Annotated in this window: 23 protein-coding genes and 3 pseudogenes; 15 read left to right on the top strand and 11 right to left on the bottom strand. The window is 69.7% G+C overall.

Going from position 1 to position 22,991, the window contains the following annotated elements; all coding sequences use genetic code 11:
- Both ALI22I_RS06845 and ALI22I_RS06850 read left to right on the top strand, forming a co-directional pair.
- Positions 1-661: RICIN domain-containing protein (locus tag ALI22I_RS06845; RefSeq protein WP_143532015.1), on the top strand; the 661-nt coding region annotated here is incomplete at its 5' end.
- 245 nt (positions 662-906) lie between these two features.
- Complete coding sequence (locus ALI22I_RS06850) at positions 907-1,125, top strand: hypothetical protein (RefSeq protein ID WP_238598165.1); 219 nt, start codon at positions 907-909, stop codon at positions 1,123-1,125.
- A 393-nt stretch (positions 1,126-1,518) separates the two neighbouring features.
- On the opposite strand, the gene ALI22I_RS06855 is transcribed toward ALI22I_RS06850, so the two are convergent.
- The 3 genes from ALI22I_RS06855 to ALI22I_RS06865 are packed head-to-tail and all read right to left on the bottom strand — an operon-like array spanning position 1,519 to position 3,793.
- Positions 1,519-2,517: an ABC transporter permease subunit gene (locus tag ALI22I_RS06855; RefSeq protein WP_077004656.1), complete on the bottom strand. Its 999-nt coding sequence runs from the start codon at positions 2,515-2,517 to the stop codon at positions 1,519-1,521.
- Positions 2,514-3,395 carry an ABC transporter ATP-binding protein gene (locus ALI22I_RS06860; RefSeq protein WP_083751508.1) on the bottom strand — a complete coding sequence of 294 codons (882 nt, stop codon included), beginning with the start codon at positions 3,393-3,395 and terminating at the stop codon, positions 2,514-2,516. The genes ALI22I_RS06855 and ALI22I_RS06860 overlap by 4 nt, the downstream gene beginning before the upstream one ends.
- A gap of 5 nt (positions 3,396-3,400) precedes the next feature.
- Positions 3,401-3,793 carry a GntR family transcriptional regulator gene (locus ALI22I_RS06865; protein WP_238598166.1) on the bottom strand — a complete coding sequence of 131 codons (393 nt, stop codon included), beginning with the start codon at positions 3,791-3,793 and terminating at the stop codon, positions 3,401-3,403.
- A 227-nt stretch (positions 3,794-4,020) separates the two neighbouring features.
- Between ALI22I_RS06865 and ALI22I_RS06870 the strand changes: the two genes are divergently transcribed.
- Positions 4,021-4,617, top strand: coding sequence for a TetR/AcrR family transcriptional regulator (locus tag ALI22I_RS06870; protein WP_077004659.1), 597 nt, complete (start codon positions 4,021-4,023; stop codon positions 4,615-4,617).
- Positions 4,618-4,818: 201 nt separating this feature from the next.
- Here ALI22I_RS06870 and ALI22I_RS06875 read toward each other — a convergent pair whose 3' ends face one another.
- Both ALI22I_RS06875 and ALI22I_RS48810 read right to left on the bottom strand, forming a co-directional pair.
- Complete coding sequence (locus ALI22I_RS06875) at positions 4,819-6,018, bottom strand: glycosyltransferase family 87 protein (protein ID WP_179118132.1); 1,200 nt, start codon at positions 6,016-6,018, stop codon at positions 4,819-4,821.
- Between the two features lie 358 nt (positions 6,019-6,376).
- Positions 6,377-6,709 (bottom strand): carbohydrate ABC transporter permease, encoded by a 333-nt coding sequence (locus ALI22I_RS48810; RefSeq protein ID WP_077004661.1) that lies wholly within the window; start codon positions 6,707-6,709, stop codon positions 6,377-6,379.
- Between the two features lie 118 nt (positions 6,710-6,827).
- Here ALI22I_RS48810 and ALI22I_RS48815 point away from each other — a divergent pair, with 118 nt between their 5' ends.
- From ALI22I_RS48815 to ALI22I_RS52190, 6 genes are all read left to right on the top strand, one after another.
- Entirely contained in the window at positions 6,828-7,112 is a 285-nt protein-coding gene (locus ALI22I_RS48815; RefSeq protein WP_143532016.1) for a hypothetical protein, read from the top strand.
- 284 nt (positions 7,113-7,396) lie between these two features.
- A complete protein-coding gene (locus ALI22I_RS48820; RefSeq protein WP_143532017.1) occupies positions 7,397-7,585 on the top strand; it encodes a hypothetical protein in 189 nt (62 codons plus the stop codon).
- Positions 7,582-9,924 (top strand): ATP-binding protein, encoded by a 2,343-nt coding sequence (locus tag ALI22I_RS06890; protein WP_077004663.1) that lies wholly within the window; start codon positions 7,582-7,584, stop codon positions 9,922-9,924. The genes ALI22I_RS48820 and ALI22I_RS06890 overlap by 4 nt, the downstream gene beginning before the upstream one ends.
- Before the next feature lie 41 nt (positions 9,925-9,965).
- Positions 9,966-10,190: a hypothetical protein gene (locus tag ALI22I_RS06895; RefSeq protein ID WP_077004664.1), complete on the top strand. Its 225-nt coding sequence runs from the start codon at positions 9,966-9,968 to the stop codon at positions 10,188-10,190.
- A gap of 67 nt (positions 10,191-10,257) precedes the next feature.
- Complete coding sequence (locus ALI22I_RS06900; protein WP_179118133.1) at positions 10,258-11,292, top strand: LacI family DNA-binding transcriptional regulator; 1,035 nt, start codon at positions 10,258-10,260, stop codon at positions 11,290-11,292.
- Between the two features lie 25 nt (positions 11,293-11,317).
- Entirely contained in the window at positions 11,318-11,506 is a 189-nt protein-coding gene (locus ALI22I_RS52190; protein WP_077004665.1) for a hypothetical protein, read from the top strand.
- Here ALI22I_RS52190 and ALI22I_RS06910 read toward each other — a convergent pair.
- The 4 genes from ALI22I_RS06910 to ALI22I_RS06925 all read right to left on the bottom strand — a co-directional run bounded on the left by ALI22I_RS06910 (position 11,488) and on the right by ALI22I_RS06925 (position 14,317).
- Positions 11,488-11,961, bottom strand: coding sequence for a hypothetical protein (locus ALI22I_RS06910; protein WP_179118134.1), 474 nt, complete (start codon positions 11,959-11,961; stop codon positions 11,488-11,490). The genes ALI22I_RS52190 and ALI22I_RS06910 overlap by 19 nt on opposite strands.
- Positions 11,962-12,045: 84 nt before the next feature.
- The gene (locus tag ALI22I_RS06915) at positions 12,046-12,438 is read right to left on the bottom strand and encodes a GatB/YqeY domain-containing protein (protein ID WP_338013470.1); all 393 of its coding nucleotides are present in this window, start codon (positions 12,436-12,438) and stop codon (positions 12,046-12,048) included.
- 172 nt (positions 12,439-12,610) lie between these two features.
- Positions 12,611-13,282, bottom strand: a complete 672-nt coding sequence (locus ALI22I_RS06920) for an expansin EXLX1 family cellulose-binding protein (RefSeq protein ID WP_077004667.1) — start codon at positions 13,280-13,282, stop codon at positions 12,611-12,613.
- Between the two features lie 159 nt (positions 13,283-13,441).
- Complete coding sequence (locus ALI22I_RS06925; protein WP_143532018.1) at positions 13,442-14,317, bottom strand: hypothetical protein; 876 nt, start codon at positions 14,315-14,317, stop codon at positions 13,442-13,444.
- Between the two features lie 333 nt (positions 14,318-14,650).
- Here ALI22I_RS06925 and ALI22I_RS06930 point away from each other — a divergent pair, with 333 nt between their 5' ends.
- The gene (locus tag ALI22I_RS06930; protein WP_077004668.1) at positions 14,651-17,440 is read left to right on the top strand and encodes an AfsR/SARP family transcriptional regulator; all 2,790 of its coding nucleotides are present in this window, start codon (positions 14,651-14,653) and stop codon (positions 17,438-17,440) included.
- Here ALI22I_RS06930 and ALI22I_RS06935 read toward each other — a convergent pair.
- Positions 17,433-18,461: an NADP-dependent oxidoreductase gene (locus tag ALI22I_RS06935; RefSeq protein WP_077004669.1), complete on the bottom strand. Its 1,029-nt coding sequence runs from the start codon at positions 18,459-18,461 to the stop codon at positions 17,433-17,435. The two genes, ALI22I_RS06930 and ALI22I_RS06935, sit on opposite strands and share 8 nt — an antisense overlap.
- Before the next feature lie 141 nt (positions 18,462-18,602).
- Between ALI22I_RS06935 and ALI22I_RS06940 the strand changes: the two genes are divergently transcribed.
- Positions 18,603-19,490 (top strand): helix-turn-helix domain-containing protein, encoded by an 888-nt coding sequence (locus tag ALI22I_RS06940; protein ID WP_077004670.1) that lies wholly within the window; start codon positions 18,603-18,605, stop codon positions 19,488-19,490.
- Between the two features lie 152 nt (positions 19,491-19,642).
- On the opposite strand, the pseudogene ALI22I_RS47465 reads toward ALI22I_RS06940, so the two are convergent.
- Positions 19,643-20,268: pseudogene (locus ALI22I_RS47465) on the bottom strand (alpha/beta hydrolase).
- Here ALI22I_RS47465 and ALI22I_RS55040 point away from each other — a divergent pair.
- The 4 genes and pseudogenes from ALI22I_RS55040 to ALI22I_RS06965 form a co-directional block, all read left to right on the top strand.
- Positions 20,219-20,712: pseudogene (locus ALI22I_RS55040) on the top strand (LuxR C-terminal-related transcriptional regulator); the annotation flags it as partial. The pseudogenes ALI22I_RS47465 and ALI22I_RS55040 overlap by 50 nt on opposite strands.
- Positions 20,711-20,857 (top strand): annotated as a pseudogene (locus tag ALI22I_RS53240) (SAM-dependent methyltransferase); the annotation flags it as partial. The pseudogenes ALI22I_RS55040 and ALI22I_RS53240, both read left to right, overlap by 2 nt.
- A 173-nt stretch (positions 20,858-21,030) precedes the next feature.
- The gene (locus ALI22I_RS06960; protein WP_077004672.1) at positions 21,031-21,726 is read left to right on the top strand and encodes a response regulator transcription factor; all 696 of its coding nucleotides are present in this window, start codon (positions 21,031-21,033) and stop codon (positions 21,724-21,726) included.
- Positions 21,719-22,846 carry a sensor histidine kinase gene (locus tag ALI22I_RS06965; protein WP_077004673.1) on the top strand — a complete coding sequence of 376 codons (1,128 nt, stop codon included), beginning with the start codon at positions 21,719-21,721 and terminating at the stop codon, positions 22,844-22,846. Before ALI22I_RS06960 ends, ALI22I_RS06965 begins: the two co-directional genes overlap by 8 nt.
- The last annotated feature ends 145 nt before the right edge of the window (positions 22,847-22,991 follow it).

Genomic DNA, 22,991 nt, shown 5'->3' on the forward strand with positions numbered 1-22,991 from the left:
CGGCATCGCCGCCATCACCTACGGTCCGGCCGTCCTGGCCGGCAACTACGGCAACCGGACGCTGTCCGCGCTCCCGTCGCTCAACGTCGGCTCCATCACCCGCACGAGCACCTCGGCGTTGGCGTTCACCGCGACCGCGAACGGCGAGACGGTCAACCTCGGCCCGTTCCACGACGCCCACGGCTACAACTACACCGTCTACTGGAACACCGGCGGCAGCAACGGTTCGGGCAGTCACCGGCTGGTCAACGTCGGCACCGGCATGGTCCTGGGCGTCAAGGACATGTCCACTTCGGACGGCGGGCTGGCCGTGCAGTGGCACGACAACGGCACCGCCGACCACAACTGGCAGCTGGTCACCGACGGCGGCAACGTGAGGCTGCGCAACGTCCACAGCGGCAAGGTGCTCGGCGTGGAGAACATGTCCACCGCCGACAACGCCCGCGTCCTGCAGTGGTCCGACACCGGCACCGCGGACCACAAGTGGACCCTGGTCGACAACGGCGACGGCACGCACAAGATCCGCAACGTCAACAGCGGCAAGCTGCTCGGCATCCTCAACGGCTCCACCAGCGCGGGCGCCCAGGTCGTGCAGGACTCCGACAACGGCTCCGCCGACAACCGCTGGCGCCTGGTGCCCAACAGCACCTCCAGCGTGTAGAACACCGGGCCGGACACGGGCGTCGCACCGGCTCACTGGTGGTCGTCGCTCTCGACACCACCCGCTCGGCCGTCTCGGTGCCCGTGTCAACGGCGGTGCCTTCAGTCGGGCGGCAGGGGGGACGAACAGGGGGACGGGGCGCTCGGTCACGACAGCGCCACCGATCCGGGTGGCTGGAACTCCAGCCGAAGTGGTGTCCGAGAGGGTTGGCCCGCGGAACCGCGGGATGGTCCGACGCTCGGACGGTGTTCGATCCGGTCCGGCTCGCTGTCCACGGGGCGCACGTCGTCGTCAACGACATCTCGGCGGAGGCCGCCGGGGAGACGTTGGCCGAACTGGTCGCCGCCGGCGGTTCGGCGGAGGTCGCGGTGGGCGACGTGCTGGGCGAGCTCGCCGTGGACCCGGCTCTGGCTCTCGATGAATCGCTGCGCCATGAACGCCAGAGCGCGGGACGCGCCGGCTGAGCAGGTCGACCACGGACCCTGGTGCCCGGAGTTGTGCCCGGTCCTCGACCAGGTGCTCGACACCGCGGCGCAACTGCTGCCCGAGGTGGGCCCTACCCGGAGATGAGTTCGTCCGTGGTGTGCGGGCGTAGCAGTAGGCAGTCCAAGGCGATGTCGTTGCCGTCGGTGCAGCCGACCCGTTGATCTCCGCGAGCCCTTGCTCGTGCCCGTGCTCGGCAAGCCCGCGGCGGGCCCTCCCCGGACTGCGCGGCCCGATGACTCGCCGGGCCCCAAGCGGGACGGGGTCGAACCGCGACCGGTGCCGGGGTTTCCGGCACCACCCGGTGGTGATGGCCTTGCGCAACGCTCGGACGCGCCTGCCCGATCACGGACAGCCGCGTCCGAGCTGCGCACTCAGCTGATGCGGCGGGTCCAGTGCAGGGCGAACCACGTCAGCAGCGCGGCCAGCGCCAGGTAGAGGGCGGTCTCGGTCCACTGGAGGGTCCAGAAGCGGCTGTCCGGCTGGTGGGTGACGCGCCCCTGGTACCCCTCAGCGGCCAGGCGGTCGAAGCACGCCTCGTTCCTTTCGCGGAAGTCCGGCCCAGGCGGCTGCGGGTTGTCCAGGCCGCCCGGGAACAGGCACTCGAACATCCAGGCGGGGGAGGCGACCGGATTGCCCGCCCGGTCAAGGGTCTGCTGCTCCAGCACCCAGGAGTGTTCGGGGACGGGCATGAGGAGTTCCAGCGGGGGGCCGGTGCCGGCGAAGTAGAAGGTCGTGTCGTCCGCGGAGAACTGCTGGACCTGCTGCTCCGGCGGCAGCAGGTTGGGGCGGACCAGGCTCAGGGCCGTGACCTGGAAGACGGTGAAGAGCACGAGTGTGACCGCCATGGCCGGAACCGTGCGGCGCAGCAGGGCGCTCATGGCCACGCCCAGGGCGAAGGCGAAGACGGCGTAGGCGATGGGGACGACGCCCCGTGCGCCGAAGATCATGGGTTCGATCCGCAGGGCGGCGGGGCCGTTCTCGGTGGCGATGGCGTCGACGGGGCCGGCCCACCAGCTCACCAGCAGGCTGAACAGTCCGGTGGCGACCACCGCGGCCAGGGCGACCACCGCCGTCTTGGCGATCAGCCAGCGGGTGCGGGTGACGCTCTGGTTCCACACCAGTCGGTGGGTCCCGTTCTCCACCTCGCGGCTGACCAGCGGCGCTCCCCAGAACGCCCCGATGATGGCGGGGAACACGTGGAGGGCGACGATGCCCAGGTAGTAGTAGGTGCTGTCGTCGGTGGTCAGTCCGGGGCCCGCCGCCGTGACGACCGGCCTGCCGACGGTCAGCAGCACGGCGGCGACGGCGGCGAGCAGGGCGCCCACGGCGATGGCGGAGAGGCGGAACTGGCGCAGTGTCAACCAGGTCACCGGAGCACCTCCAGGGCGGGGCGGGGAGTCGCGGGAGCGGGTGAGTCCAGGTAGGCGAGGACGAGGTCTTCGAGACTGACCTTGCCCACGGTCCAGGCGGGGTCGATGATCGGCGACTCGGTGCGCACGAGCAACGTGGTCTGCCGGTCGGTGTGGACGGCGGTGACGACGTGCTGGTCGGCGGGCAGGGTCGCGGGGTCGCGGCGCGGGCCGGTGAGCCGGTGGTGGGTGTCGAGCAGGTCGTCGATCTCCCCGGCGAGCACCACGCGGGAGTCGACGAGGGTGACGAGGTGGTCGCAGACCCGTTCGACGTCGGTGATCAGGTGCGACGAGAGGACGACGCCGACGCCGTGCTCGGCGACGGTCTCCATGAGGTCCTGGAGGAACCCGCGACGGGCCAGCGGGTCGAGTGCGGCGACGGGTTCGTCGAGCAGCAGCACCTCGGGACGTTTGGCGATGCCGATGGTCAGGGCGAGCTGGGCCCGCTGGCCGCCGGAGAGTCGCCCCGCCCGCTGTGACGGGTCGAGGCCGAGGCGTTCGACACGCCCGCGGGCGAGGTCGGCGTCCCAGCCGGGGTTGAGCCGGGCGCCCAGGCGCAAGTGCTCGGCGACGGTCAGACCCGCGTAGGTGGGGGTGTCCTGGGACACGAAGCCGACCTTGGCCAGTTGGGCGGGGCCGCTGCCCGGCCGGCCGTCGCACACCTCGATCTCGCCCGTGGTGGGGGTGGTCATGCCGGCGGCGAGGCCGAGCAGGGTGGACTTGCCCGCGCCGTTGGGGCCCACCAGGCCGACGACACGCCCCGCGGGGATCTCCAGCGTGCAGTCCGACAACGCCCAGCGCTGCCGGTACTTCTTGCCCAGTCCTCGGGCTCGCAACATCGCGGTCACGCCGTGTCCTCCGTTGCCGTGGTCCGGAAGGTGTTCGCGATCAGCGCCTCGATGCCCTCGTCGTCCAGGCCGGCCAGACGGGCCTTGGTGATCCAGCGCTGAAGGTCCCGGCTCAACGGGCCGAGGACGCCGGGCGCCACACCGGGCAGGGTCGCGCAGACGAAGGTGCCGACGCCCGGACGGGCGGCGACGAGGCCCGCGTGCTCCAGCTCGCGGTACGCCTTGAGCACCGTGTTCGGGTTGATGGCCAACCGCGCGACGACGTCCTTGACCTTCGGCAACTGGTCGCCCTCGCGCAGCAGGCCGAGCCGCAGCGCGTGGCGGACCTGCTGGACTATCTGCTGGTACGGCGACAGGCCGGACCCGCTGTCCAGGTGGAACTCGATCACAACATCCTCCATTTAACTAGCTACCTAGCACTATAGTCACCTATCTGGAGGGCGGGCAACCGGTGAGCGTGTCGGTGTCGGCGGCAGGTCGTCCGTCGAGGTCGTCCGCGCCCCGCTGCGGGGCGGTGGTGCGGTTTGACCGGAGGCTGCCTCCGCTTTATGTTCGACTTCAGGCGGAGGTGGCCTCCGTTTTATCGGCGGCCAGACCGTATGAGGCAGGAGGACATGTGGACGCCAGAGAGCAGCAGGGGCGGCGGGTCCGTGCGGACGTCCAGCGCAACCGTGCGGCCCTCCTGGAAGCGGCGCAGCGCCACTTCCTGAGGTATGGCGTCGGCACGTCCCTGGAGGCGGTGGCCAAGGAGGCGGGCGTCGGGCCTGGCACGTTGTACCGGCACTTCCCCACCCGTGAGGCGCTGCTGGCGGCCGTGCTGCAGACGCGCTCCGAGGAGCTGGTGGCCCGCCAGGCGGACATCGCCCAGCTCGGTGACGCCTCTGAGGCGCTGCGGCAGTGGCTGCGGGCGATGGAGGAGTACTTCAGCGCCTTCAGCGGCCTGCCGGAACCGCTCCTGGCCGCGGCCAGGGCGCAAGAGCCGGACAACCCGCTCACTCTTCCCTGCGACACCCTCATCGCCACCACCGACCAGTACGTGCGGGCCGCGCAACTCGCGGGGCACGTGCGCCTGTCAGTGAAGAGCTACGACCTGTTCCTCGCGGCGATTTCCGTTGCCTGGATCAGCGGCACTGGCGCCACCGACGAGGAGTCGCTCGGCCGTCTCCGCGCACTCGTCGAGAGCGGATACCGCGAGCGGGACGACGAGGCGTAGGCCACCGGCCGCCCCCTCGTGGTCGGTCACCGGGACGCCCGGAGGACCCGTCGGGAATTCCCGGCGGCCGGCAGCCCCGCCCGCACATTCATCACATCTTGCCGCCCTGAGTGCCTGTTCCGAGCTACTGGGGTTGGGCGAGTCGGCGGCTGGTGACGCGGACCATGGCCCAGCGTTCGCTCAATCGCTTCCGGATCATCTTCAGGCGGTATGATCTTTGTTGCTTTGTCGATTCCACCAATGACGACTACGGCGCCATTGGTGAAGCGGTATCGCGGCGACGGCGAGGACAACCGCTGCGGCGTACACGTAGGCGTTTCCGGTCAGCAGGCGCCAGGCGTGCCACGGCACCTTCGGGTCCCACCACCAGTGCGGCGCGAGGACGACGAGCAGCGTTCCCGCAGCGACGGCGGCGATCACGGTCGCGCGTCGCGTGCGCCAAGCGAACACAGCACCGGTCAGCAGGATCGGCACGACCCACACCCAATGGTGCGAGTACGACACCGGGGAAACCAGCAGCGCGCCGAGTGCATTGAGGCCCAGCGCCCACGTCGGCCATCCGGCGGCGAACGCCCGTCGCATACCGATGGCGGTCATGCCGAGCGCCGCGGCCGCGAGCAGCGGCCACAGCACCTCCGGGTCCGCCCCGAACCGCGCCGTCAACACCTTGAGCGACTGGTTCATCTCGTTGGACATGCCGCGGAACTGGGAGGAGTAGAACACCTCGTGCGTCCAGAACTGCACGGAGTGCGGCCGGCTCACCAGGAACCCGATGGCCGTCGCGCACAGGAACGACACGCCGGCGGTGAGCGCGGCCCGGCGGTCGCCGCGCAGCAGGAAGAACAACACGAAGGCCGCGGGCGTCAGCTTTACCGCCGCGGCGATGCCCACCAGCGCGCCGCGCGGCCAGCGCGGCGTGCGGACCAGGCAGTCCGCCACGACCAGCACCATCAACAGCGCGTTGATCTGGCCGAAGTGCAGCGTCTCGCGTACCGGCTCCAGGGCCAGGGTCATCGGCAGCAGCGCGCCGACCAGCAGGGCGGTGGGGCGCACCTCCAGCGCGCGGAGCACCACCACGAGCACGAGTGCCAACGCCGCGACCGTGACGAGGGCGAAGACCACGCCGGCCAACCAGAGGGGCACAACGGCGAACGGTGCCAACACGACGACCGCGAACGGCGGGTAGACGTATGGCAGGTGCCAGCCGTTCTGCAGCCTGGGCAACTCCCCGTACAGGTCACCGCCCTGCCACCACACGTCCACGGCAACCCGGTAGACGTCCAGATCCATGCGATAGGCGCTGACGAGCGCGCCGTCCCGGAACGACAGCAGGACCCACGCGACCACGGCGAGGTTGACCACGGCCAGACCGACGAGCGCAGCCTTTCGTGCGGCGTCCAACTCCGCCTCCTCCCGGTCACGCGATCGAGCGGCGGTCGGCATCTTCGCAAGCCGGTGTCGCGGTCAAGTCGCTGGTGGCGCTGCGGCACATCCAACCGGTACCTACGGCTCGCCGCCGGAGAAGCGGTGATCGCGCCCTGGTGGACGCGCACGCTGACGGCGAGTTGGAGCAGCAAAGCGCCCCCGGCGATGACCAGGGAGTTGAGCAGGTAGTCCCAGATGTGGTTCCGGCCGGCCGCCGCGAAGTTCGCCAGCGACGGGTTGTCCGGCACGACGGACAACTTGGTGGGGTCGGGATTGTCGTCGAACGCCCCGGAGAAGATCGTCAGCAGCGGGCCGCAGAACACGAGCACGGCGCTCACGCACAACAGCACCCGCACGGCCTTCGAGAACCAGGCGGAGCGGTCGTCGGACCACCCGAGTGCGGTGTCGCACCTGCCGGAGACGCTCGTACCTTCTCCTTGGCACGCCGGTAGATCTGCACGATCACGGTCATCACGAAGGTGAGCAGGAACAGCAGCACGGAGCCCGCGGACGCGATCCCGATCTCGTTGCGCTCGAACGCCGTGGTGAACACGCGCGTCATCCACACGTCGGTCGATCCGGCGGGACCGCCGCCGGTGAGCACGTAGACCTCGGTGAACACCCGCATCCCGCGGATCGCGGCCAGCGTCAGCAGGATCGTGACCACGGTTGAGGAACCCCTCGGGCGCCGGGTAGTACAGCAGCCGCCAGATCTCGCCGATGACCGCCGTGGCCGCGACGACCGGCAGGAACACCGCCGACCGCACGAACCACAGGGAGCGGGCGTGGCCCTCCAGCAGCAGGGCGAGCCCGAACCCGGTGATCATCGACCCGAACGTCTGGCCGGCCGCCAGCAGGAACGTGCGGCCGATGGCGTCCTGGAAGCGCTCGTCGGTGACCAGGCGCGTGTAGTTGTCCAGGCCGACGAAGATGTCGCCGAGGAACGGCCGGACCTGGAACAGGCTCAGCCGGATTCCCTCGGCCATCAGACCACAGCTGTGGCTGCCAACAGGGGAACAAGCCTCATCGTCGGACTCCTCGCCCGACCGACGACGACCACACCACGGTAGTCCACAGTGGACGGTGCGGTCATCGTGCACTTCGGGCGGCGGTGGGGTCACGCTACGAGCAAGCGCGTCGGGCGGTCAAGCGCCGACCAGGCGGTCGGACGGGACGGGCTACGGCCCCGCAGCGACAGCGACAGGTGGTCTGGACCGATTCGACCGGCGCAAACAGTGAGGACCGATTCTCGGATGCCTCCGCGTGCTTGACGGGATACTTCGGGCCTGAATACCCCTCCGGACCCAGGTAGACATCGGATCTCTTCGCCGGCGAAGGGGCGTATGTCATGGCAGTGACCGGAAGACTCCTGGCCGGCGCGGCGTCCCTCGCGGAGTGGGACCGGGTGCGAGCCGTCGCCGCGGCCCACGAGACCGGACTGGTCAAGCCCTGGGCACGGACGGTGACGGGTCGGTACGGCGGCGCGACCGCCGCAGTCACGGCCTGCGCCGCGTGGCCTGCGGTATTACCGTACGCGGTATGACGTCCGTCGTTGGGAAGACGATATCGGGTCTTCCCCTGGAGCTGAGCAGCTTCGTCGGCCGTCGGCGTGAGGTGGACGAAGTCCGGCGGCTGCTCGCCACGTCACGCCTTGTGACCCTCACCGGGCCGGGCGGGGTGGGCAAGACACGGCTCGCACTGGCGGCCGGCGCGGCGATGCGCCGCGCGTTCCCGGACGGCGTGGTCCTGGTCGAGTTGGAACAGGTGCGGGCCCCGGCGCTGGTGGCGAACGCGGTATCGGTGGCGGTCGGGCTCCGCGAGCAAGCGGGCCACGCGCCGCTGGAGTTGCTGGTCGAGTACCTGTCCGCGCGCCGGCTCCTGCTGGTGCTGGACAACTCCGAGCACCTGGTCGACGCGGTGGCGGAGCTGACCGGTGTGCTGCTGCAGCGCTGCCGCGAGCTGCGAATCCTCGCGACGAGCCGGGAGTGGCTGGGCATCCAGGGCGAGGTCGTCATGCCGGTGCCGCCGCTGTCGCTGCCGGACCTGAACCGGCCGATCGCGGAGCAGGACCTCGCCCGGGCCGAGGCGGTGACGCTGTTCGGGGAGCGGGCGGCGGCCGTGCGGCCGGGGTTCACGATCGGTGCCGACAACGGGGTCGCGGTGGCCGAGATCTGCCGCAGGCTGGACGGCCTGCCGCTGGCGATCGAACTGGCCGCGGCCCGGGTGCGGGCGCTGTCGGAGACGGACATCCTGGCCCGGTTGTCCAACCAGCTGAACCTGCTGTCCACGCACCTGCGGGGCACGCCCGCGCGCCAGCAGACCCTGCGGTCGTGCATCCAGTGGAGCCACGACCTGTGCTCCCCACAGGAGCGACTGCTGTGGGCGCGGCTGTCGGTGTTCGCGGGCGGGTTCGAGCTCGACGCCATCGAAGACGTCTGCACGGGCGACGGCCTGTCCGTCTACGACGTGCTCGACACGGTGGCCTCCCTGGTGGACAAGTCGATCCTGGTCGGGGAGCAGCACGGCGACGTGATGCGGTACCGGATGCTGGAGACCATCCGCGAGTTCGGCGCCGAACTGCTCCAGCAGCGCGGCGAGCACGACGACCTGCGCGGCCGGCACCGCGACTGGTACCTGCAGCTGGTGGAACGGGCCGACGCCGACTGGGTCAGCTCCCGGCAGGTCGGCTGGTTCGCACGCCTGGACCGCGAGCACGCCAACGTCCAGGCCGCCGTGGACTTCTGCCTGACCCGGCCCGGTGAACTCCAACCCGCGATGCGGATGCTGGTCGCGTTGTTCCACTTCTACTGGTGGGGCCGCGGGTGGGCGCGGGAGGGTCGACTGTGGCTGGCGCGGGTGCTCGACCAGCCCGGCCCGCCGTCCGTCGTGCGGGCCAAGGCCCTGCTCACCGACGGCTCACTCGGGACGGCCGACGGTGACTTCGAGGTCGCCCGGCAGCGCTTGGCGGACGCCAGGGCCATCGCCGCCACCGTGGCCGATCCCTCCATCGAGGCCTTCGCCCACTGGGTCGACGGCAGCTTCGCCCTCTACAGCGGCGATCTGCCGACCGCGATCACGATCTTCGAACGCGGCCTCGCGGCACTGCCACCGGGACACGACCTGCCGCGGCGCCTGGACCTGTTGTTGAGCTATTCGAGCGCGTCGGCGCTGATCGGGGACGTGGACCGCGCCAACGCCTGCTACGAGGAGTCGATGCGCATCACCGAGCCCGCGGGCGAGTGCTTCCACCGCTCGTACGCGCTGTGGACGTTCGGCCTGTTCGCGATGCAGCAGGGCGAAACCCGCCGCGCCACCGAGCTGCAACGCGAGAGCATCCGGCTGCGCAGGGAGGTGCGCGACCTCACCGGACTGGGCTGGTCGTTGGAGTCGTTGGCCTGGACCGAGGCTGCGGTCGAGCCTCCCGAGCGGGTCGCGACGATGCTCGGCGCCGCCGACCGACTCTGGGAGGTCATGGGTCGCCCGCTGCGCACCTACCAGCACATGTACCCCTTGCACGAGAAATGCCGACGCAACGCACAGGAGCGGCTCGGCGACAAGCGCTTCGAGGCCGCGTTCGAACGCGGGCGCGCGATGACCGTGGACGACGCCATCGCGTTCGCCCTCGACGAGCAGCCGGCCACCGCGCCGCCGGACGAAACCCGCGACGTGCTGACCCGCCGCGAGTGGGAGATCGCCGAACTGATCGCCGAAGGCCTGACCAACCGCCAGATCGCCGCCCGCTTGGTGATCTCGGTCCGGACCGCCGAAACCCACGCCGAGCACATCCTGGTCAAGCTCGGGTTCGGCTCCCGCACCCAGGTCGCCGTCTGGGTCGCCCAGCAGCGGTCCGACGCGGAGGGTCCGGCGCCCGGTGAGCACTGAGCGACGCGCTCGCCTACCGGAGGCGGCGCGGCGTCGTCGAGGTGGTCGTCGCCCACTCGCTGGGCACCGTGGTCGCCTTCGAGGCCCTGCACCGCGTCGACCAACCTGTCGACCTGCTGATCACGCTCGGGTCCCCGCTCGGGATGCACGGAGTCCTGGAGAACCACGCGACCGTCGACAACGGTTCCAAGCCCCACGAGGCCACCTACTACTTGGGCAAATCCATCGTCGGCAGTCTGCTCGCCCAGGTGCTGACAGCGGTCTGAACCCGTGTGACACCGCGACGTTGATCTTCAATTGCGGACGTTGTCCCGGTGGGTGAATCATGTGCGGGTGCGAGGAGACGGGCAGGCGTCGAAGGACGCCGGGCGGCGGATCAGTATCGTGGACGTGGCCGCGGCGGCGGGCGTGTCCCGGCAGACCGTCTCGAACGTGCTCAACGGGCACGACTCGTACTACTCGGAGGCCACGTTCGAGCGGGTGACCGCGGCGATGCGGTCGCTGGGCTACCAGCCCAGCCGGGCGGCGCAGACGATGCGGTCGCGGCGGACCATGCAGATCGGCTACCACATCTTCGGCGAGCAGTTGGAGACCATGCAGGGCTTCACCCTGCACTTCCTGCAAGCGCTGGTGAAGGCCGCCGCCGAGGTCGACAACCAGGTACTGGTGTTCACCCACCACCGGGACGACCCGCTCGGCGTGTTCAAGGACCTGGTCGCGCGGCGCACGGTCGATGCGGTGGTCCTGTCGGAGTCGCGGGTGGACGACGAGCGGGCCCGGTTCCTGGCGGACAGCGGCCTGCCGTTCGCCTGCTTCGGCCGCCTCGCGCCCGACCTGCCGCAGCAGTGGGTGGACGTGGACAACGTCGCCGGCGTGCAACCGATCGTGGACCTCCTGGTGGCCGAGGGGCACGAGCGGTTGGCCTACCTGGGGCTCGGCGGCGACGAGTACTGGAAGGTCGAACGCCTGGAAGGCTTCACCGCAGGCCTGGCCCGCCATGGCCTGCGCGTGCCGAAGGCGTCGGTCTACCGGGGCACGGACGCGGGGATTCGCGGGCGGGCCCGTCGGCTGCTGACCGGCAAGAACCCGCCGAGCGCCATCGTCACCGGCAGTGACTCCGTCGGCGCGGTGGTGGTGAACGTGGCGCACTCGCTGGGTCTGAAGGTCGGCTCGGACGTCGCCGTCACCGGGTTCGACGGCGGCTCGCTGGGCCTGGTGACCGAACCGACCCTGACCTGCGCCCGCATCCCGGTCGAGCGGATCTCCCGCGAACTGGTCGCCCGCTGCCTGCGCCAGGTCGAGGGAGGTCCGAACGACGACGTGGGCCTCCTCGTGCCGACGGAGGTCGTGCGCGGCGGCAGCGCCTGACGACCACGCCCGCGTCGAGCCCGAGGTGTTCGCCAAGCCGTTGAGTGACGGGTCGGTCGCGGTGGGCCTGTTCAACCGGGGCAGCGCGAGCGTCTCCATCAGCGCCACCGCCGCCCAGACACTGTGGCCACGTCGTCGCACGGAAGAGGCACACCCCTCACCCCGCCCGTGCGACGGCCTCAGGTTCCCGATGCGTCAGCCGCGCCGCGAGTAGTCCCGCACGGCTCGGGTCAGCGAGCCGTGCAGCTCGATCAGGCGGTCGGGTCGGCCCGCCTCGACGGCTTCGACACCGAGCCGCAACGTCTCCCGTGCACCGCGCAGGAACTCCTTGTCGCGCGCCGACTCCTGCCGCCACGTTCCGTCCGCTTCGGACAGGGCGACGCGGTCGTCCGCTCGCTCAAGCTGTTCGTACAGCGCGCCCTGGGCGAGCGGGGGGATGTCGGGCGCGGGCCGTCCGATGCTCTCCGCGAGCTGCGCGAGGGCCTCGCCGGCGATCGCGGGGAAGACGCGTTCGGTGAACCGCTCGTGGGCCTCGACGGCGAACTGCAGCGTGTACGGGGTCAGTTCGCCGGGGACGCCGGCCAGGCTGGTCCGCGAGTCGCGGATGCCGAAGTCGGCGACCAGCACGTTGCTCTGCTGCGTGAGCACGGTCGCCCAGTGCAGCCACACGCCGTGCACCGGGTCGAGCCGGAGTGCGCGAGATCGACATGCCCTCGACGGAAGGCGCGGCCGAACGGGCGCTGTTCGCGGCGATCACGCGGTGAGGTGGCGGCGCAACACGTCGGCCTCCGCGCGGAGGCGTTCGGCCTGGTCGGCGCGGCCGAGCCGCTCGTACTCGGCCGCGGCGGTCGAGCGCTGGGTCACCTCCGCCGCCACGATCGTGTGCACATCGGCCTCGGTCAGGTGACGCCGCTCGACCTCGGTCGAACCCACGCCGGCGGTCGGGACGACCGGTCGCCGGTCGTCCACCTCGGGCGCTTCGGCGTTCTCTATCGCCGCCAGAGCCGAGCGGAGGGCGGCGATGGCGACGCGGTCGCGGACCTTGATGGCTTCGGTCAGGTCGCGGCGGAGGTTGGTGCGCACCCGGCCCAGGTTCGCCGAGCCGGTGCGGTCGCGCAACAGGATTCCGGTCGCGGGTCGGGCCACACCAGCGGCCCGACCCGCGGAACGTCAGCTCGCGACGCAGGACGGCGTCGGGCAGGGGAGTTCGCCCCTGCCACTGCACGGGTGAAGCCGAACGCGGCGAGCGCGGCACGAGCGCCTTGATCGCCGCTTGGGTTGGTGGGCGAGCGGGATGTGCCGCGTCGCGCGTGAAGGTTCAGCGCTTGGCGAACTGCGCCCTGCCGGGTTGGTCTACGCGGTCGGTGATGGTGATGCCGGTGTCGGTGAGGGTCTGCCCGTAGATGTCCGTGATCCGGATGTCGGAGCCGCAGCCGGCGCCCGACTCGGAGATGAAGTAGTTGTACTGGTACCTCGGCAGCGAGACCCAGCCCGACCCGGCACGAACCTCCAGTTTCGCGACCGGGTTGCGGTGGTTGCGCACCTGGATCCCGCACCACCACTGCGACGATCCCTCTTTGTAGCGATACCTCACCGGCCCGCTGATGTCCGGGCTGACGAGCCTCCACGAGATCGGCACCCGCCCGGCCGTCGGGTTCGCGATCCGGGCGAACGCGGCCTGGCTGAAATCGACGTCCCCCGGCGCGCACTCCGGGCACCGGTCGACGATCTTCACGGTGACCTCGCCGAGCGGACCAGTGGCACGAAGGTAAGCGCCGCACATCGCAGAGTTGTCGTAGTCGGTGTGGTTGAGCGCGGCGATGGCCGTGTCACCGGTCGCCTCGTAGGAGCAGTTGCCGACGCCGGTTGCGCCGTAGAACGTCCCTTCACCGCGGTAGGTGACACCTGGCACGACGGCCGCACTCGCCGGGGTCACGGTGGACACCAGACAACAGATCACCGCGAATACCACGATCGCCGGTCGTCGCATGGAATCGATGGTGGCAGCCGCCCGCTGCGGGACACAGCCACCGAACAGCGCAACGCCCTGACCACACGAGTCTCGACCGGTTCGGGCACTTCGAACCGGTCGAGACTCGCCGACGTCCGCGGTGAGTGCCCCGGAAAGCGGGCACTCACCGCGGACGAATCACACGGCGGCGATCGCGGCGGCGGGGCCGCCGACGTTCACCCACGTCTCGCCGCTCGAATGCATCCAGACCCCGGACTTGTTCGGTGTCAGCCCGAAGATCCTGTTGTTGGCGGCGACGCGGAAGTCGGCACCGGGGCCACCGATCTTGTACCAGTCCGTTCCGGTGCCGCTCCACCGGAAGATGTCACCGGAGTTCGGGTTGGTCGCGAGCAGCGCACCCGCGCCGCCCGCGAGCCACCCGGCCGCTCCGCCGATGTACTCCCAGCTCTCGCCGCCCGTCCAGTGCCAGACGCTGCTCCCGTCGGGGCGCAGCCCGTACAGGCCCGAGTTGTTCGCGACGAACGTCTTGCCCGGCCCGCCCACCTTGGACCAGCTGGTGTTGTTGAACCGGAAGATGTCGCCGTTGCCGGGAGCCGTGGCGAACAGACCGACCGTACTGCCGTAGATCCAGTGAGCGGGGCCCCAGACCTGCTTCCAGGTCTCACCGCTCTGCCACTCCCAGACACTGGACCGGTTGGGGCTCAACCCGTACAGGTGGCGGCCCGACATGGCGAACGTCGTGCCCGGCCCGCCGACCTTGGTCCAATCGTTGGGCGTGCCGTTGTAGCGGAAGATGTCGCCGTTCACCGGCGAGGTGGCGAACACGCCGGCGGACCCCGCGTAGAGGTCGGCGGCAGGGCCGCCGACCTTGCGCCACTCCTGTCCGCCCTGCCACTCCCACACAGCGTCCTTGTTGGCCGACAACGCGTACAGCGAGCCCAGTGCCTGCGGCTGCACCACCGGTTGGGCGAGTGCCTGCGGTGCCGTGAACATGGCCACGAGCAGACTCAGCGCGGTGACCAGCACCGCGAGTGCATTGCGGGTTTTTCGCATGTCATTCCCCCTCTTGAACAATTGGTTCAGCGCCACGGCGCTTGTCCCGATCAGGCGTCTCGTCGGATGCACCCGCCGCTGCACAGCGGAGCGGCGAGCTGGATACATCCGCCTGCACACGTCGCGCCGTCGGCGGCGCTCACCCGGCCCGGTCCGACGGCCATCCCGACCGCGTGAGCATCGCGAGTACCGGTCCCGGCAGCGTCCTCATGTCCCTCCGATCCCGTTCGTCTGTACGGCCCAACGGTGCGCCGGTGCGATTGCCGGGTGTTTGCGAACCGATTGAGGCCGCTGGTCAGCGGCCGTATCGTGGTGTTCGGGGGAGAGAGGCGCATGGCTGTCGAATTCAGGGTGTTGGGCGACGTCTCGATCGAGGTGGACGGAACTCCGGTCGACGCGGGTCCCGCACGGCAACGATCCGTGCTCGCCGTATTGCTGGTGAACGCCAACCAGGTCACGTCGACCGACCGGCTGGTCGACCGGGTCTGGGACGGCCGGCCACCGCGACGCGCCCGCGGCGCGCTCGCCAGTCACATCTCGCGAATCCGCGCGTTGTTGAGCGGCACCGCGTCCATCGAGTCCCGCGCGTCCGGTTACGTCCTGTTCACCGAACCCGGCTCGATCGACCTGCACGAGTTCCGCCGACTGGTCGCGAAGGGGGAGAAGTCCGTCCCCGTGCTGCAACGCGCGCTCGAACTGTGGCGCGGCGAGCCCTTCGCCGGCCTCGACTGCCGCTGGCTGGACGAACTGCGGCCCACGCTGCGTCAAGAGCACCTGGCCGCACAACTGGATCTGGTGGACGCCGAACTCGCCGACGGCCGACACTCCGAGGTGCTGCCCGAGCTGATCGCCCGCGCCCACGAGCACCCGCTGGACGAACGCGTGGCGGGTCAGCTGCTGCTGGGCCTCTACCGCAGTGGCCGGCAGGCCGATGCCCTCCAGCACTACCAGGACGTGCGCGCCCGGCTGGCCCTCGAACTCGGCACCGATCCCGGCCCGGTGCTCCAGCGCCTGCACCAGGACGTTCTGACCGGCGCTCGGCACGCGCCGGTCGTCGTGCCACGTCCGGTGCCACGCCAGCTGCCCGCCGCCCCACGCGGGTTCACCAGCCGCACCGACGAACTGGCCGTGCTGACCGCGGCCCTGGACGACTCGGCGAGACCGGGACACGCCCCGACGGTGGTGGTGTCCGCGCTCGCCGGCATCGGCGGGATCGGCAAGACCTGGCTGGCGCTGCGCTGGGCACATCAGCACTTGGACCGGTTCCCCGACGGGCAGCTGTTCGTCAACCTCCGGGGGTTCGACCCGTCAGGCCGGCCGGTGCCCGCACCCCTGGCGGTGCGCGGCTTCCTGGACGCGCTCGGCGTCGATCCCAACGCGATCCCCCGGGAACCGGATGCCCAATCCGCGCTCTACCGCAGCCTCGTGGCCGACAAGCGGATGCTCATCGTGCTCGACAACGCCGCGAACACCGCCCAGGTCGTTCCGTTGCTGCCCGGTGGCAGCACGTGCACCGTCCTGGTCACCAGCCGCGATTGGCTGACCGGCCTCGTCGCCGCCCACGGTGCGCAACCGCTGCGGCTCGAAGTCCTGCCCGAACCCGACGCCCGGTCACTCCTGGCCGCCCGCATCGACCCCGACCGCCTCACCGCCGAGCCGAATGCCGTCGACGAGCTGCTGCTGCGGTGTGCCGGGCTGCCCCTCGCGCTGAGCATCGTGGCCAGCCGCGCCCAGACGCACCACGAACTGCCGCTGGCGACGATCGCGGCCGAACTCCAGCGTGCCGCCACCCGACTCGGCGCGCTCGACGAGAACGAGTCCGCGACCAGCATCAGAGCCGTGTTGTCCTGGTCCACGACCGCGTTGACGGCACACCAGGCCCGGACGTTCGCACTGCTCGGCGCGGTCCCGATGCCGGACATCAGCCTGGCGGCTGTCGCGAGGCTCATCGACACGACCGCCGACGAGGCTGCAGTCGTACTCCGCTCCCTGGAGCGGGTCTCGTTGGTCCAGCAGCACAGCGCCGGCCGCTACCGCATGCACGATCTCGTCCGGGACTACGCCGCGGAACAGCAGCTGTCCGAGACGGATCGGCGTGCCGCCCTGGTCAGGCTGGTCGACCACTACACCGACACCGTGCGCACCAACTCGCGCTCGGCTTTCCCCTCCCGCTCGGCCTGCGTGCTCGACCCGCCGGAGGCCGAACGCCCCCGTTTCACACCATCCGACCGGACGAGAGCGTGGGCGTGGTACCACCGCGAACGCACGAGTCTGGTCGCCATCGAACAGACCGCCCTGCAACTCGGCCTGCACACCCAGGTCTGGCGACTGGCCTGGCACCTGACCGCGTTCCGGACGTTGCAGGGCCTTTTCGAGGAGAACCTCTCGGCGTGGCAGGACGGATTGGCCGTCGCGACCCGGCTCGGCCGGGCCGACACGCAGTTCTTCACGTTCCTGATGATCGGATACGCCTACCTCACCGTGGGCGAGCACAGCCAGGCACTGGATCACTTCCGGTTGGCCCGGACGTCGGTTGACGAAACCGGGAACCCCGAGGATCGGGGGGAACTCGAAATCGCCTTCTCCATCGTGCTGGGTCACCAGGAAGAACTCAGCCGAGCTCTGGAGCACGCGAGATGTGCCCACCGCCTGCTTGAGGGGAACGAAAATCTTGCGTTAGAGGCGAAGGCGTTGGTCATGGTGGGTTCACTGGCCGCCATGCTGGGCGACCACCAGGAGGGACGCCGGGCACTCGAAGACGCGATCTCGCTGGAAGAACCGCTCGGCGACCTCGACAACCACGCACGAACCTTGCGTTTCCTGGCCGACATCGAGCGCCGGACAGGACGCCGCGAGGAGGCTCTCCGGCTCTACGAGCGCGTCTGCGCAGACAACCGAGAGGCGAACAACGCGTTCGATGAAGCCAACGCGCTGATCTCACTCGGAGAATTGCACCTGGAGTCCGGCAGTGAGACCGAGGCCCGCATCGCCTGGCTGCGTGCCGTGGAACTGCTCAGCGGCCAACACCGCACCACCGAAGCCTGCCAACTCCAGCAGCGACTGGACCCACTGCTCGAACAAAACCCACTGGCCCACCCCTTCGATCGACAGGGCCTTAGTTGATCTTCGCGATCATCTTGCCGGCGACACGGCCCGTGAACATCTCCGGGAACGCGACGGGGATGGTCTCAAGCCCCTCGATGATGTGCGTGCTGTAGTGCAGCTTCTGCTCCGCGACGGCTGGGGCGAGATCCGCGAGGAACTCGGGGTAGCAGTCGTAGAACTCGGTCACGTTGAAGCCGCGAACGGTGAGGGTCTTGTACACGGTGGCCCTCAGCAGGTCCGGCAGGTTGTCCGGTCCCTCGAAGGCACCGGTCCGCGTGATCTGCGACATGACGCCGCCCACGGCGATCTGCGCGCTCCGGTTCAGGTGCGGCAGCAGCGCGGGGAACAGGGCAGCACCCACGTTCTCGTAGACGGTGTCGATGCCACCGGGCACGGCGCGGGCGAGCTGCTCGGCGAAGTCGGGCGCCTTGTAGTCGGCGGTGGCGTCCAGACCGAGATCCTGGAGCAGGTGGCGGGTCTTCTCGGGGCCGCCTGCGATCCCCACGACCCGGTATCCCCGGAGCTTTCCGATCTGAGCCGCGGCCGAGCCGACGGCACCCGCCGCGGCGGTGACGACGAGCGTTCCGCCCGGCTTCGGGGCCAGGATCTTGGTCAAGCCGACCCACGCCGTGAGGCCCGTCACGCCGAGCACGCCGAGGTTCGCCGACAACGGCGCCGCGTCGGGATCGACCACCCGGAGGTCCGACCCGTCGGACACGGCGTAGTCCTGCCAACCGGTGGTGCCGGTGACGCCGGCGACGTGGTCGCCGACGGCGAAAGCGGGATTGTTGCTCTGCTCGACGATGGCGACGGTGAAGCCGAACATCGTGTCGCCGAGCTCGATGGGGGCCTGGTCGCTGTTCGCGTTACCCATCAGGATGCGGTTGAAGGGGTCCAGTGAGACCAGGGTGTTCCGAACGAGCACCTGTCCGTCGCCGGGGACGGGCACGGGGCGCTCCACGATCTCGAAGTCGCTCTCCTTCGGGTTTCCGTGCGGCCGTGCCGCCAGGGTGATCTGTCGATTCACCTGTGAGCGCATGCTTGGTCTTCCTCTCGTGGAGTGGGACGAGTAGTGCCTCACCCAGAGAACGCCGAGTGCCGGGACCGAACCAGTGCTCTTGTGGACCTGGGTAGTGACAGGTCCCCCCAGGTCTGGTTGCAGGCGAGTTACGGTGCTCGTATGGCCGACAAGCCAAACCACTTGGGCGATTACCTCCGTGCCCGCCGCGAGCTCGTCACGCCTGAGCAGGCGGGCCTCGCCGATCTCGGTGGGCGGCGGGTGCCCGGCTTGAGGCGCGAAGAGGTTGCCATGCTCGCCGGTATCAGCGTCGACTACTACCTGCGCCTTGAGCGGGGACGCGACCGCAACCCGTCCGTGCAGGTCCTCCAGTCCATCGCACGCGTCCTCCAGCTCGACGACGAGCACATGACCTACTTGCTGAGCCTCGGCGCGGACAAGCCCCGACGGACGCGACGCAGGCCGCGGACGGAGACGGTGCCGGCCGGCACCGTCAAGCTCCTGCCGACCCTGCCGTATCCCGCGTTCGTCGAGGGGCGCTACTTCGACATCCTGGCCGCCAACGCCATGGCGACCGCGCTGTCGCCGCGCCTGTCGGTCGGGTGCAACCAACTGCTCGACGTGTTCCTCGACCCGGCAGAGCAAACCCTCCACCTGGACTGGGACGGGACCACGGAGTGCTACGTCGCCAGCCTCCGCCAGTCCGTGGGCACCGACACCGAAGACCAGCGCTTCATCGAGCTCATCGGAGAACTCTCCCTCGCGAGCCCGCGCTTCCGCGCCCTGTGGAACCGCCACGACGTGGGCAACCAACGCGGTACTCCGGTCCCGTTCGACCACCCACAGGTGGGCGAGATGCGACTGCACCGCGAGAGGCTCGTGATCAGCGGAACGGACGGCATCACTCTCGTGATCTACCACGCCGAAGCCGGCTCCGCAGACGCCGAAAAGCTGACGCTTCTGGGCTCGTCCGCGCTCACGCCGACCGGGAGCAGCAGCGACGACGGCATCTCGCGGATACGTCACCCCTCAGTCGGACGACACGACTAGAGCTCGCCCAGCGACACCTTCCCATCCGTCACCACGCCGCCCGTCGCGCGGCGTGGTGACCGCCGCCGCGAAGAGAATGGGACGGCGAGGCGGAACTGCCCCGGGAATCCGCTGGGGTGCGGGTTCCCTGGACAGCTGTCACTGTCGCCTGATCAGGCCGGTTCGGCTCCGCAGGCGAGATCGTGCTGCGGGCGCTCACCGGTGACCAGGAAGTTGGTCGCGATGTCGTTGGCGCACTGGTTGTCCAGGAACAGGTACGCCAGGTGGCCGCCCTGGTCGGCCGTCACCATCCGGGCCTGTCGCCGAAGGCCTGCCGCAGCTCCCTGGCGCCGGCCAGCGGCGTGGCCGGGTCACGGAGGTTGTGCAGGATGAGCACGTTCGACGGGCCCTCATCGGTGATCTCCACCTGCGGTTCGACCGGCTCGGACGGCCAGAACGCGCACGGCGTGATGTCGGCCCCGGCGGCGCCGAACATCGGGTAGCGGATCCGGTCGATCGCGACGTTGCGCTGGTAGGTCCGGACTGACTCCGGCCAGTCGGAGTCGTTGCAGATCACGTGCAGCCGGCTGGCCAGGTAGTTGTCGGCGGGCGCTCCGGTCGCGCCGGACGGCTGTTCGCCGGTCCGGGAACCTGTCCTCGACGCCCCGGCCGAACATCCGCGCGAACGAGGAGTCCCAGCCGCCGGGGCCGGTCGCGCTGTCGAACAGGAACCGGTCGCTGCGGTCCGCGAGACCGCCATCCATGCCACCCTGCGGCCCCAGCCGGACGTGCTCGTCATCGACCTGGAGATGCCCGGTGTGGACGGGCTCGGCGCCGTCGCGCAGATCCGCCGCACCCTGCCGAACCAGGTCGTCCTCATGCTCACCCGCCACGCCAGGCCCGGCGTGCTCCGCAAGGCACTGAAGCTCGGCGTCAGGGCTTCGTCAGCAAGTCCGCCGAACCGGCACACATCGCCGCGGTCATCGCCGCCCTGCACGACGGCAGGCGGTGGATCGACTCGGACGTTTCCGCGCTCGCCGTCGTCGACGACTGCCCACTCACCGACCGCGAACTCGGCGTGCTGCGCGCGATCTGTGACGGGTACTCCGTCGCCGACATCGCCACCCAACTCCACCTCGCCGAAGGCACCGTCCGCAACTACCTCTCCAACGCCATGCAGAAAACCCGGACCAGGACCCGGCACGAAGCCGCCCGATACGCACGCGAACACGACTGGCTGTGATGTCATCGCGTCCGCGGTACCGCATTACCTGGAGGACTGGAGCGCACCGTCGGCCGAATTGCGGCCCGTGCTGAGGCCCGGCGGCCGGCTGATCAGTCCCGAGGCCGACTATTTCGCAACCTGCGAGTGGCCCGCGGAGAACACCTTGATACCGGGAATTGGTGTGTATCGCGGGCGTATCGAAAATCGCATACGCCACCGCAACAGTCCTGCGCGTCGTCAGATCAACCTCGACCGGCCCCGGTACCGGGACGCTGAGCCGCCCGCGTGTCCGGTTCGCATATGTCGGCGATATGCCGTGCTGCCTAGGCTCCGGGTATGCGCGTGCTGATCGTGGAGGACGAGCCCTACCTGGCCGAAGCCGTCCGGGACGGTCTCCGGCTGGAAGCGATCGCCGCCGACATCGCCGGCGACGGCAACACCGCCCTGGAACTGCTCAGCGTCAACTCCTACGACCTCGCGGTCCTCGACCGCGACATCCCCGGCCCATCCGGCGACGAGATCGCCCGACGCATCGTCGCCTCCGGCAGCGGCATCCCGATCCTCATGCTCACCGCCGCCGACCGGATCGACGACAAGGCTTCCGGGTTCGAGCTCGGCGCCGACGACTACCTCACCAAACCGTTCGAGCTTCGGGAGCTCGTCATGCGGCTGCGGGCGCTCGACCGCAGACGCGCGCACGCCCGGCCTCCGGTCAGCGAGATCGCGGGCCTCCGGCTGGACCCCTTCCGTCGGGAGGTCTTCCGCGACGGGCGCTACGTCGCGCTCACCCGCAAGCAGTTCGCCGTGCTCGAAGTCCTCGTCGCCGCCGAAGGCGGTGTCGTCAGCGCCGAAGAGTTGCTGGAGCGGGCCTGGGACGAGAACGCCGACCCCTTCACCAACGCCGTCCGCATCACCATCTCCGCCCTGCGCAAACGACTCGGCGAACCATGGCTCATCGCCACGGTGCCCGGCGTCGGCTACCGAATCGACACCGGCATGGACACCACCCATCCTGACAGCACTCATGAATAGACGCCCAGGGCTCAGCGCCCGACTGAAACTCACCATCAGCTACGCCGGATTCCTCCTCCTCACCAGCGCTCTCCTGCTGGCCGTGGTGTGGGTGTTCCTGCTGCGCTACGTACCCGACAACCAACAGGGCCTTCTCGGGATCTCACCCAATCGGTACCTGCTCGTGCGCATCTTCGGCCGCGCCGCGGCCATCGCACTGGCCGTCTTGCTCGTGTTCGGTCTCGTGGGAGGATGGATACTCGCCGGCCGGATGCTCGCACCACTCACACAGATCGCGGACGCGGCACGGATGGCCTCGAACGGATCGCTGTCCCACCGGATCCGGATGGAAGGCCGCAACGACGAGTTCCGCGAACTCGCCGACGTGTTCGACACCATGCTCGAACAACTCGAATCCCACGTCACCGAACAGCAAAGGTTCGCCGCGAACGCCTCCCACGAACTGCGCACCCCGCTGGCGATCTCGCAGACACTCCTCGACGTCGCCCGCAACGACCCCACGCGGGACCAGGACGAGCTCATCGAACGCCTCCACACCGTCAACACGCGGGCGATCGACCTCACCGAGGCGCTCCTGCTGCTCAGCCGCGCCGACCGCAGGAGTTTCACCCGCGAGCCCGTCGACCTCTCCCTCATCGCCGAAGAAGCCACCGAAACGCTGCTTCCCCTCGCCGAACAGCGCCAGATCACACTCGACGTCACCGGCGGGACAACACAGACCGTCGGCTCCGCGGCGCTCATCCTGCGGATGGTGACGAACCTCGTCCAGAACGCCATCGTCCACAACCTCCCAGCCGGCGGCACCGTAACGGTCCACACCGAATCGCAGCACGACACGAGCGTGCTGCGGGTCGAGAACACGGGCCATCCGCTCCCGCCGGAACTGGTACCGATCCTCACCGAACCCTTCCAACGCGGAACAGAACGCATACGCACCGACGAACACGCCGGTGTCGGCCTCGGGCTGGCCATCGTGCACAGCATCGTCCGAGCACACGACGGGACCCTCGACCTCACACCCCGCCCCACCGGCGGTCTCCTCGTCACTATCCGACTTCCCGGCATCCCGCAGGCATCGTCCCGGACCCGTGAACGCGACGATCTCCGGCTGGAGCACTAGCCGCTCGATCATCGCCCACGGCCGAACGTCCTCGTCCATAAACGGATTCCGCCCGATGAGGCCGCGAGGCGGTGGTTCCGGCCGGTGTGGAAGAATTGCGAACCATGACGAAACTGCTTGGGGCCCACGCCGACGCCGTTCTGCG

The sequence above is a fragment of the Saccharothrix sp. ALI-22-I genome (assembly GCF_001984175.1).
GTDB lineage: Bacteria > Actinomycetota > Actinomycetes > Mycobacteriales > Pseudonocardiaceae > Actinosynnema.